11 protein-coding genes are annotated in these 11,395 nt (G+C 39.5%); 5 read left to right on the top strand and 6 right to left on the bottom strand.

The features are described 5' to 3' along the window. Window positions 1-11: 11 nt before the first annotated feature. On the bottom strand, window positions 12-239 hold the full coding sequence (locus GKR61_RS06095) for a YejL family protein (RefSeq protein ID WP_108477939.1): 228 nt from the start codon (window positions 237-239) through the stop codon (window positions 12-14). Between the two features lie 238 nt (window positions 240-477). Between GKR61_RS06095 and yejK the strand changes: the two genes are divergently transcribed. Beyond that, complete coding sequence (yejK, locus tag GKR61_RS06090) at window positions 478-1,479, top strand: nucleoid-associated protein YejK (protein ID WP_108477940.1); 1,002 nt, start codon at window positions 478-480, stop codon at window positions 1,477-1,479. Window positions 1,480-1,605: 126 nt separating this feature from the next. Here the strand turns inward: yejK and rplY are convergent, their stop codons facing one another. Both rplY and GKR61_RS06080 read right to left on the bottom strand, forming a co-directional pair. Then, window positions 1,606-1,887 (bottom strand): 50S ribosomal protein L25, encoded by a 282-nt coding sequence (gene rplY, locus GKR61_RS06085; protein ID WP_006660420.1) that lies wholly within the window; start codon window positions 1,885-1,887, stop codon window positions 1,606-1,608. Window positions 1,888-2,096: 209 nt separating this feature from the next. Beyond that, complete coding sequence (locus GKR61_RS06080; RefSeq protein WP_154639662.1) at window positions 2,097-3,869, bottom strand: DEAD/DEAH box helicase; 1,773 nt, start codon at window positions 3,867-3,869, stop codon at window positions 2,097-2,099. Window positions 3,870-4,091: 222 nt separating this feature from the next. Between GKR61_RS06080 and rsuA the strand changes: the two genes are divergently transcribed. The 3 genes from rsuA (at window position 4,092) to GKR61_RS06065 (ending at window position 7,070) form a co-directional block, all read left to right on the top strand. Further along, window positions 4,092-4,796 carry a 16S rRNA pseudouridine(516) synthase RsuA gene (rsuA, locus tag GKR61_RS06075; RefSeq protein WP_036953000.1) on the top strand — a complete coding sequence of 235 codons (705 nt, stop codon included), beginning with the start codon at window positions 4,092-4,094 and terminating at the stop codon, window positions 4,794-4,796. A gap of 24 nt (window positions 4,797-4,820) precedes the next feature. After that, on the top strand, window positions 4,821-6,005 hold the full coding sequence (locus tag GKR61_RS06070) for a Bcr/CflA family multidrug efflux MFS transporter (protein ID WP_036953002.1): 1,185 nt from the start codon (window positions 4,821-4,823) through the stop codon (window positions 6,003-6,005). A gap of 723 nt (window positions 6,006-6,728) precedes the next feature. Beyond that, complete coding sequence (locus GKR61_RS06065; protein ID WP_036953005.1) at window positions 6,729-7,070, top strand: hypothetical protein; 342 nt, start codon at window positions 6,729-6,731, stop codon at window positions 7,068-7,070. A 132-nt stretch (window positions 7,071-7,202) separates the two neighbouring features. Here GKR61_RS06065 and mepS read toward each other — a convergent pair whose 3' ends face one another. Next, window positions 7,203-7,790, bottom strand: coding sequence for a bifunctional murein DD-endopeptidase/murein LD-carboxypeptidase (mepS, locus tag GKR61_RS06060; protein WP_036953007.1), 588 nt, complete (start codon window positions 7,788-7,790; stop codon window positions 7,203-7,205). Between the two features lie 1,052 nt (window positions 7,791-8,842). Here mepS and GKR61_RS06055 point away from each other — a divergent pair. After that, window positions 8,843-9,187 carry a hypothetical protein gene (locus tag GKR61_RS06055; RefSeq protein ID WP_108477942.1) on the top strand — a complete coding sequence of 115 codons (345 nt, stop codon included), beginning with the start codon at window positions 8,843-8,845 and terminating at the stop codon, window positions 9,185-9,187. 150 nt (window positions 9,188-9,337) lie between these two features. Here GKR61_RS06055 and yeiP read toward each other — a convergent pair whose 3' ends face one another. Together yeiP and mtr are read right to left on the bottom strand one after the other, a co-directional pair. Then, window positions 9,338-9,910, bottom strand: coding sequence for an elongation factor P-like protein YeiP (gene yeiP, locus GKR61_RS06050; RefSeq protein ID WP_036953010.1), 573 nt, complete (start codon window positions 9,908-9,910; stop codon window positions 9,338-9,340). Window positions 9,911-10,052: 142 nt separating this feature from the next. Further along, window positions 10,053-11,297, bottom strand: coding sequence for a tryptophan permease (gene mtr, locus GKR61_RS06045; protein ID WP_108477943.1), 1,245 nt, complete (start codon window positions 11,295-11,297; stop codon window positions 10,053-10,055). Between the last annotated feature and the right edge of the window lie 98 nt (window positions 11,298-11,395).

Below are 11,395 nucleotides of genomic sequence, written 5' to 3'. Positions count from 1 at the left end.
TATCAACCAAATTAGTGTGATTTATCTTCTTGTACAGAAGAAAGTAATGCATTGGCAAAGGACTCTGCAATCATTTTACGCTGAGCAGGGGCGACAGACGTATTCAGCAGATTGGTAACCATGTTACCGAGTACCATTAATGATAGATCAACGGGAGTATGGTTTTTTTCTAACACACTAACAAGGTCAGACAGTAAACCTTCAACTTTTTCATCACTATAGCGAGATGATTGTGGCATAAATTATGGCATCCTAAATTAATGAAAGCTCCATATGATAGCCCATTGTGGGTGACTTTTCTTCTTTCTTTAAACAAATTTTCGTTTAATTGATAATAATGTTTATTTAGATCACCGAAGTGGATAATAGTTCGCCACAAAAGTAATAAAAAAATGGCGGTTAACGGTTTCAGTTGCAGACAAATACTAACAGTGTTTGAATACGCGACATTATTTCTGCTAGCGAAAGGAGCCAACAATGAGTCTGGAAATTACCCAGATAGCGTTACACCAGTTGATTAAACGAGATGAACAGACCTTAGAAGTCATGTTACGTGATTCGTTATTGACGACAGACAATGTTGTGCAAGACATGATGGCAGAATTACATCGTGTATACAGTGCAAAAAGTAAGGCGTTTGGTGAGTTCAACGAAGAGAGTGAACTGGCTGAAGCGTTAACGTTACTGCGTAAGGGTGAAGAAGAGTTTTTAGGCTTTAGCCGTGCAATGACCGTACGTTTAAAAGATGAGCTGGCAAAATACCCGTTTGCTGAAGGCGGAATCGTTCTCTTCTGCCAATATCGTTACTTGGCAGTGGAATATCTCCTTATCGCTGTTCTGAATAGTTGCGACAGTATGTTTGTGACTGAGTCCCTCGATTTGGGTACGACTCACTATTTAGATATTCCTCATGCGGATATTGTAGCGCGTATTGATTTGACTGAATGGGAAACTAATCCTGAGTCGAAGCGTTATCTGACTTTCCTTAAAGGACGAGTGGGGCGTAAAGTATCTGATTTCTTTATGGACTTTTTAGCTGCGTCTGAAGGTTTGAATGCGAAGGTACAGAATAAAGGGTTAGTCCAAGCATTGGATGATTTTTGTGATAATGCGCAAATGGATAAAAACACTCGCCAAGCCTATCGCCAGCAAGTTCACAGCTATTGCAGTGAGCAACTGCAATCAGGCGAAGAGATTGAGCTGAAGGAACTCTCAAAAGAGTTACCAATGGTGGAAGAGCAAAGCTTTGAAGATTTTACTCGCCAAAATGATTATCAACTGGAAGAGAGTTTTCCTGCTGATCGCGGTACGTTGAAGCAATTAACGAAATTTTCAGGCAGTGGTGGGGGTATTACGATTAGCTTTGACGCGATGTTAATGGGAGAACGTATTTTCTGGGATCCCGTGACGGACACATTGACTATCCGTGGTACACCGCCGAATCTGCGTGACCAGTTGCAACGTCGCGGTAATAAATAGTGAATGATGGATTCACTATCGAAATTTTTATGTTAGAAATCGTATGTTTGAAATAAATAACGCCGCAATTGCGGCGTTATTTACTCGGCGTCCCGAAAAAACTTTAAAGCTCGGCTATGGGCTTAATTAAGCGCGCAGGAAGTCAATGTGCGTCACTTTTGGCTTAAATGGGTGACGTTGAACAGCCTGAACTTTTACTTTAGTTTCTTTACCATCGATAACCAGAGTCAGAACTTCGTAAAATTCTGCTTTGCTTTCTTGGTTAATGATTTCATCGTGGTTCAGAGTAACAGAGATAGCTTCTTGGTTGCCACCGTAAACGATAGCTGGCAGTTGGTTAGCTCTGCGCAGGCGGCGGCTCGCACCCTTACCCTGCTCTTTACGTTCAATTGCATTGATAGTTAACATTACAATTTCTCTATAAAAGAAAAAATAAAAATCCTGCTACAGGCGACCCAGCAGCAGGTTCGAGATTTGGCCCTGTAACATCATTTCGCTAAGCGAGACATACAAAGGCGGGCGGCATTTTAACGAAAAAACGGTCAGCGGGCAATCATTAAGATCATTATCTTTCTGACTTGGCATGATTTATTCATCATTAATCGCGTCTTTTCTGCTCATCTTAACGATGCTGCAAGACGGAAACGCCCCTGATAATCAAAGATTTTCTCTCTAATCTCCCAGTAGTTTTCTTTTTTTCGCGCAACAATAAATTGTGGGTAACGTAATAAAGCTTGTTGTGAAATAATGTCGTTTGCATTATTCCAATGGAAAGGAACACCTGGGGCTCGATGATGTTCTCGCAAGAATCGGAATTCAAATGCGCGTTTTTGAGCTGGAGTGGTGAGTCGAAAGCGCTCAGACACCGACGTACCATCTTCATCATAGTAGGCAATTTTAAGCCATTCGCCTTTTGCATCCGAGCCTGACGTGAGTTCCATTCCCCCGCAGCGTAAGATTAGCGCATCTTTGAGTTGTAATGCGGCTTTAAGCATATCATCGGGGTCAGTAAGCACTTCTTGGCATTTATGGCAACGTCGTGCGGCAATGTCATTTTCAGCGCCACAATGGGGGCATTGCTTAAATCGAAAGCGGAACTCACATTGTTGTTTTCGTCCATGCTCATCTTCTTCCCACCCTTGGCAGCGACGCCCGTAGTGCTCGACAATTTGACCATCAGCGGTGCATTTCCCCCAAAAAACATTGGCAAACTGACACAGTGGACAGAAAATTTGGACTGGAACGCTGGTGGAGTTGGGTTTGCTGCTACCCACTTCGGGGCGAAAGAGGTCGTGAGGATTTCCGGCATAGTCCAGAATTAGGCACTGTTTTTTTCCTTCACTCAAACGTAAGCCACGTCCAACGATTTGCTGATATAAGCTGACAGACTCTGTCGGGCGTAAGATGGCAATTACGTCTACGTGTGGCGCATCAAAACCAGTGGTCAGTACTGAAACGTTGACAAGATAATGTAATTGCTTGTTTTTAAATTGCTGAATGATGCTTTGGCGCTCGAGGGATGGTGTATCCGCGGTGACTAATGCCGCAGTATCTTGAGGTAAATAACTGAGGATCTCTTTAGCATGTTCAACCGTAGCGGCAAAAATCATGCAACCTTGTAATGGCGTTGCATACTCAATAATCTGCGCCACAATTTTTGGTGTAATGCGCTGCTGTTTTTTGAGAGATAAATTGAGTTCTTGCTCACTAAAAATTCCCGATTGGTTAACCGATACCTGACTAAAATCATATTGTAGCACTGGCATATCTAAGCGTTCAGGGGGAACCAAAAATTGGTTTTTGATCATGTAATGCAGCGGTAATTCATAGATACAATCACGGAAAAAACAGTGTTCATCACCTTTAACCATTCCGTGGTAGTGGTATTGGTAAATCCACCCATGGCCAAGGCGATAGGGCGTCGCGGTCAAGCCCAAAATGCGTAGTGCAGAGTTATGCTTTTGTAAGCTTAGGATAATTTGTTGATACTGACTTTCTTCGTTTAAGCTGATGCGATGACATTCATCGATGATCACTAAGGAGAATTTGTCGTCAAAGTGTTCAAGGTTACGCGCTACCGATTGTACGCTCCCAAAGACCACTTTACTGTGGGATTCTTTGCGATTGAGACCTGCTGCGAATATATCTGCCTCTAGACCATAAGTCAGATATTTAGCGTGGTTTTGCTCAACTAACTCTTTGACATGCGCTAAAACTAATACGCGCCCACGAGCCAGCCTCGCTAATTCTGCGATCACTAAGCTTTTTCCTGCCCCTGTCGGAAGCACAATCACTGCTGGTGTAGTATGACGACGGAAATGCTGGATCGTCGCGTCAACGGCTTCTTGTTGGTAAGGGCGTAAAGTAAAACGGGATGAGGCTGCAGGCATATGAGTTAGTTTTTTCAAAAAAGTCAGATTATTAATGTTAAATTTAAGTTAAATCCGTTGCTAGGTCTAAATTTAAGCGTTCCCCTTGCTGCGCTATCACTTGTAACAGGTTATTGGTATAATAAATTATGTGATAGTAATCACAGCAATCCATCTTTCTATCTTATGACAGCGCGGTGCTATTGTACCTCTCGCTGACATTCCATCAAGTTAAGAGAATCTATGCGACTGGATAAATTTTTGTCCCAGCAACTTGGGATAAGCCGGAGTTTGGTGGCGCGTGAGCTACGTGCCGGTAATGTCATGGTTGACGATGAAGTTGTAAAATCAGGTTCAATGCAGGTGGGTCTTGATAATGAAGTTGCCTATGATGGCAATGTGTTAGTGCAAGTCACAGGACCTCGCTATTTTATGCTCAATAAGCCTGAAGGCTATGTTTGCTCTACTGATGACCCAACGCACCCAACAATTCTCTATTTTATTGATGAGCCCGTCGCCCAAAAACTGCATGCAGCAGGTCGCTTGGATATTGATACGACAGGGTTAGTGTTATTAACAGATGACGGGCAATGGTCTCACCGCATTACCTCGCCAAAACATCATTGTGAGAAAACCTACCGAGTTCAACTGAGTGAAGATATTACCGACGATGTCGCTATTCAATTTGAACAAGGCGTCATGTTAAATGGTGAGAAATCACTCACGAAACCTGCTCAATTGGAGATTATTTCTCCACGTGACGTCCGGCTGACAATCAGTGAAGGGCGCTATCATCAAGTTAAGCGGATGTTTGCGGCCGTCGGAAATCATGTGTGTGGTTTGCATCGTGAGCGAGTCGGGGAAATTCGTTTAGATGAGCAGCTAGAGCCGGGGGAATATCGTCCACTGACTGAAGCTGAGATTGAGAGTATTACGGTTCCCCGTTAATGATGTCATAGCAGGAGTTAATAAGTGCAACAACAGCGTTCATCCTATTTGGGGCTGATTTTAATTTTAGGTTTGCTATCAATGCTAATGCCATTAGCGATTGATATGTATTTACCGAGTTTCCCTGCAATGACAGGTTACTTTAATGTAGATGAAGGGCGCATTCAGATGACCCTAAACAGCTACATTTTTGGTTTTGCAATTGGTCAGCTTTTTTATGGTCCGATGGCGGACAGTCTAGGACGTAAACCCGTAATTTTAGGTGGGGTGATTGTCTTTGCATTAGCCTCGGCGGCTTGTGCAGTTGCGGAATCGATCGATACATTTATCTGGTTGCGTTTCCTTCATGGATTTGCGGCAGCCGCAGCCAGCGTCGTGATCAACGCATTAATGCGCGACATGTTTACTAAAGATGAATTCTCCAGAAGCATGTCTTTCGTCGTATTGGTGATGACAATTGCACCGTTGATGGCACCTATCATGGGCGGCGAAATGATGCGCTGGTTCTCATGGCATGCCATTTTCTGGAGTATTGCAATTGCGGCTGTTATCGCTGTGGTGCTAGTCAGTTTATTTATCCGAGAAACACTACCCGTTGAAAGGCGACAAAAATTCCATATCGGAACCACATTACGCCAATTTGCGACGTTATTCAGAGCCCGCCAAGTGTTGTTCTATATTTTGGCCAGCTCATTTTCGTTTTCCGGTATGTTTTCTTTCTTGAATGCGGGGTCATTTGTCTATATCGACCTTAACGGAGTATCGCCTCAACATTTTGGCTATTACTTTGGCATCAATATTGTCTTCTTATTTATTATGACGACGATTAACGGCAAATTTGTAAGGCAATTTGGCGCTGAGCGAATGTTGTATTTCGGGATTATTGTTCAGTTCGTTATGGGAATATGGTTATTAACGACGACAGCATTGGGTATGGATTTCTGGACATTAGTGATCGGCGTCGCGATTTATGTGAGTGGGATTGCAATGATCACCTCAAACTCGATGGCAGTGATCCTCGATAATTATCCTCATATTGCAGGAACAGTGTCTTCACTTGCCGGCACAATTCGTTTTTCTATTGGTGCATTGGTGGGGACTTTGTTATCAATGATTCCTGCTAAAAATGCATGGCCGATGGTAGGCTCGATGGTAGGTTGTGTGGCTCTCTCCATGTTATTTGTGCTTTTAGCGAAAAGAGCAAAATAACATCTCCAATAGAATCAGTTTCAAGGATGAAGCTGATAAACTCATTAGTTTCCCTCAATTATTTATATCATGCTGATTTATCTCACCAATATATTATTCATGATACCTATGGATTAACCTACTCAACACTTCGATAAAATCGATTAATTTCGTAATGAAATTAAAGTATTTATCAAAAAATGATCCATATCAATTAACTTAAATGGAATGTTTGTTAAATTTCTGTTTTCGATGAAAAGTGGAACTCATTTTTTAATAATCCGAAATAAGGCTATATGAGCTTAAAAAAGAGATAATTGTTAATACATTTGAATAATAATGTAAAAAATAAATTGATTTACTATGGTTTATTTTGATGGTTGTTCTCAAAATTTGTTTAATAATTAACTTTTTTGTCAAAAAAATTCGTATGCAATGATGTATGTCACAAAAATTTAACGACATGCTACTTTTTTAATGTTATATTTAAGTTCTTGCTTTTAACATTCATGTTACTTTTTGATTGAGTTAAAAGTTCGGTTTGAACGAGGATTTCTTTAAGACATATGTAGCTCTATTCACTCTCTAATATAGAGAGAGGTACAAGGAAGAGGGACGTTGTCTCTTGGGGGAGTTTCAGTATCTAAAAGAATCGATATTCATTGAGTGAAATGTAAATTAAATGGCGATTTGGCTAGTCAATTTACTTGGCAAAATGATGACATGTTTTAATAGGAAATTTTTGTGGAAAAATTAGGTCTTTCGGTGGTGCACAGGCTACCGCAAAGCTACCGCTGGTTATCGGGAAAAATAGGGACTGATGTTGAAGTTGTACCTATGAATGATATGAATAGCGATAAGCTAGTAGGGCTAAAATTGCTGAGCCACGACTGTGCAACAGATTGTATTGCAATGAAGCATTTATCTGAATCGTTATCGGAAATGCAGATCGATAACGCCATTTTAGAATGGCAAAAAGAGATGTGTTTATTTATCCGAGCGAGTGATGAGCTAACCGCAATGTGCCGTTTAAAAGCATCCGGTGTTGCTATCGCAGAAATGGCTTCTGGTTTCTATTGTGCTTAATGGCATTGAAACTATTTAATCTTAAGGTCGTCTTTATGATATTCGGCCCAATAAAAAAGCTTCCGGTTTAGAGCCTGGAAGCTTTTTTATTGGCAAGGTATCTATATGTTACTGCATTAATGTTTCTGGGTTCTATGAACCATTAACCACACGGCGGCTTGCGTAATAACGCTTGCTCCAATAATCGTTAGTCATTTCAGAAACAATAACGCCATTGCTTGTAGAGGCGTGAACAAACTTATTGTCCCCGATATAAATCCCTACATGTTTCATCGTGCGACCTGTTTTAAACAGAACTAAGTCACCCGCTCTTAAATTATTGCGTTTTACACTTTTACCTGAAGACTCTTGTTCAGAGGTAGTACGTGGTAATTGCACGCCAAATTGTTCGAGGAAAGTACGTTGTACGAAGCTAGAACAGTCAACACCACTTTTCGTGGTTCCACCTAAACGGTAGCTTACGCCTTTCCAGCTTGCATATTGATCCATTATTTTGGATTTGGTATCAACACTTCTGACTAAATCTTCGAACTCATCTTGAGATGCCATTGCGAGTGAGTCATTCGATGTTGCATTTAACATACGAGCATCTGAAGATCTTGTGGTTGTCTGACCATTCTTCGACGTTTTCGGTGCCGTACATGCTGAAAGCGTTACGGCAATTGCGACTGCCGGAACAATGCGCCAGATATAGCGCTTAAATTTTTCAGAAGTTAACATTAATAGAATATCCCTTGCCATTTTATTTGTTGCCGTGTGGAAATTACACAACACACTTAAACTGATCCCTGTGAAAAACGCATTAAACGACTGAGTGTATTTTTCGCAGAAAGTGTTTATGTATCGAACAAATTATGCTCTAAATTAGCAGCTATCTTGTGCTCTAACACCTGTTGATTATAAAAAGATAATCAGAAGCTGCTAAAAATCGTACTTATTTTATATATTTGGCTGATGAATATTAGGTTCTTTAACCAAACATAAAGAATATACATAAACAAAGCTGAAATGGCGAGTTAATAGGGGCATAATTTACAAAACATTATATAAAACGAGAGATCCATCATTAACTTGCCTTCAGAATGCGAATAATCCAGTGTTTTTGCGCTCTTAGGAAGACCGTTTTCAAAGAAAACATGATCATAGTCACGTTTATTATCTAATATCTTTATAAAAACAGTGGTGATTTTTTAAATTTCAATCTGATTTGTAAAGAAGTTTAAATTTATATTGTTTGTCACTTAAATGTAAAAACAAATTGTCCGTATTAGATAGGTATATGTTGCGGATATTCTTACTACATTATCGTGTGTTTTTTATGCATTAAGCTTCCAATGAAGAGAGCTAAACAGTTATGTTCATTATTCGATGCTACGAAATTTTACTCCTTTAATAAGTGAAAGGAATTAAATAGATTAAAAATTTACTAAGAAAATGAATTTAATTAGAGAATTGTTGATAGCAGTTCTAATTAATAAACATCTAATGTGATTGATGGATAAGATGACTAATTTTAATAAAATAGAAAGTGATTTGTTGTATAAATGAAATCAATTCCAATGAAATTTATTGTATCTAAGTTAAATTTTAAACGCTAAAAATCTTGCCTCCCTTTGCGGGTTTCTAAAAATAAAAAATGGCGACCATATGTGAAATAACTATTTCCCTACTCAAATTAAGCTTATATCCGAAATTTATTAAACAACGCATCAATTAGATGTAAATAAATTCTAGTAATTGACGATAACTTAATTTTAAGCGGAGAAATTCTTGTGGATCACTCAGTAAAAAAAATAACATTAGCAGTATTTTCTTTAATGGCATTAACATTCGGTATGCACGCTAAAGCCTCTACACATAGCGAAGCAAAACCCGTTGCATCAGGTACTATCCACTTTGTCGGCGCGATTGTCGCATCACCTTGCGTTATCACGAGTATTGAACAGAGTATTGATACAAAATGTTGGAATGATGATGGAGCCGTTAAAACGACGTCAGTAAAGTTTAATAAATTGACTGAAAAAGGAACTGTACTTCCAAATCATAAAGGAACTCAAACATTCAAATGGATTAATAAGGAAAATAAAATAGGGGTTTACACGGTTATTTATGACTAATAACTAAATTGTCATTTTTATATTAATTTTTGAATGTTAAATGGAATGCGTTTCTAGGATGAGTGATATTTATTTATAATGACGCCTATGGGCGGAATGCCCATAGGTAATGTAAGCTTATTTTCAAACTGAGAAAATAGAGCAAAATAATTAATCACAACGCCCCATATAACGGCGTTCAGGAATGTGAATACGGATTTTTTCACCGGTAGTTAAATATTCAGGAACTTGAACTGTTAAGCCAGTCGGCATTGTTGCAGGTTTAGTACGAGCACTTGCAGAAGCGCCTTTAATACCTGGTGTTGTTTCAGCAATCACCATATCGACAGTTTGTGGCAATTCAAGTGCTAGCACTTGCCCATCCATTGTTAAAACCTGCATTCCTGGTAAACCTTCTTCAGGAATAAATAGTAGCTCTTCTTCAATATCAGATTTTTTAAAGATATATGGGGTATAGTCTTCATTGTCCATGAACACATACTCATCACCATCAATATACGAGAAGCTTACCGCACGGCGAGTGAGTGAAATTGTGTCTAAAATATCATCGCCTTTGAAGCGCTCTTCAACTTTTTGGCCAGTTTTGATATCGGTAAAGCGCATTTTATACAGTGTACTTGCGCCACGAGCGCTTGGGGATTGGATATCAATGTCTTTAACCAGCAGTAATTTCCCGTTGTAGTTTATTGCAAAACCACGTTTGATTTCGTTGGCCTTAGCCATAAATAACCTTCTTTGTTATTAGTCAAAAAGAGTTCGACAAAATTACTCGCAGATAACGGATTAGGCAAGATGTTAACATCAAAAAAATCCCTAGTTTTCACGCTAGGGATCTCTTTTTAACCAATGATTGTCTTTGAATAACTTAATAAACAGGCAATAAACCTAACAGAGACAAAATATGGGCTGCTGCGTTAATCAAACCAAATAAGATTACGAACCCAATCACAAAGCTTCCGCCGGGTGTTCGATAGCTATTATTAGGAAAACGCTTACGGCTTGCTCTTGCCATCATGGCAGGGACAATGACCGCCCAAATAGTGGCTGCAAGTCCTGCAAAACCGATGGCATAAATAAAGCCGTCAGGGAACGCTAAACCTAAAACTGTTGGCGGTAAGAAAGTAATAATGACTGATTTAAATCGCCCTTGATGGCTATCGTTAAATTTAAAGAAGTCAGCGATAAAATCAAATAAGCCGAGGGATACGCCTAAAAACGAGCTAGCTAATGCCATGTAAGAGAACAGCGTTAAAAATTGTGAAATAAAGCTACTCTGTGCGGAAATATTCATTTGATTCAGTAACGCACCAATATTGTTACCATTTTCTCTGATCGCAATAAAGGATGAGCGCGGAATATTACCCTGAATAGCATACTGCCATAAGATATAGATAGTGACGGTAATTCCTGCACCGTAGACTAAGCTCAACATGACACTACGGCTATCTTTATTGTAGTACTTCACTAATCCCGGCACGTTACCATGATAACCAAAAGAGGTCAGTAAATAAGGCAATGCAGCTAATGCATAAGGTAAATATTCACTGTGGCTATTTTCATATTGGTCGAAGAGAACTAAAGGCGAAGCGGTTGTGACCATGCCACCAATAGACATGACGAACGTGATCACCATCCCACCAATTAAAATCGTACTTAACCTATCAACCGCGCGGGTAGATAACCAAACAAAAAACGCGATAACGACCGCAAAAACAAAGCCTGAGAGTGCTTGTGGAACTTGAACATATTGAGAAATGTTCTCTGTAATAATTGAACTACCTGCCGAAATATAGGCATAGGTCAAAATATATAATACAAACGTAATGGAGAGGGTATTAATGGTATTCCAGCCGGAGCCTAATAAATCTTTTACCATGGTATGAAAACTAGCACCTGCAGGATAATTCATATTGGCTTCTAAAATCATTAATCCTGATAATAACATACAGATAAATGTGTAGATCAGTAAGACAACTGAACCGGAAAACCAAACACCTGAAGTCACCATCGGAATAGAAAACATACCTGCACCGACTGCGGTACCGGCTATGATCATTGAACCGCCTAAAATAGAGGGGCGCTTTGGTGGTTTTGTTACATCGGCTTCCATGATGACTCCTGAATGATTGTTTCACTGTACTAGCTGAACGATACATTAGGACTGAAATAATGTAAACATCTAAAAGATAATAAAATAAAAAATAATTA

The sequence above is a fragment of the Providencia sp. wls1916 genome, from assembly GCF_009706585.1.
GTDB classification, from domain to species: Bacteria; Pseudomonadota; Gammaproteobacteria; order Enterobacterales; family Enterobacteriaceae; genus Providencia; species Providencia lanzhouensis.
Note: the sequence above shows the minus strand (reverse complement) of the source record. Positions and strands in the feature narration are given on the sequence as shown.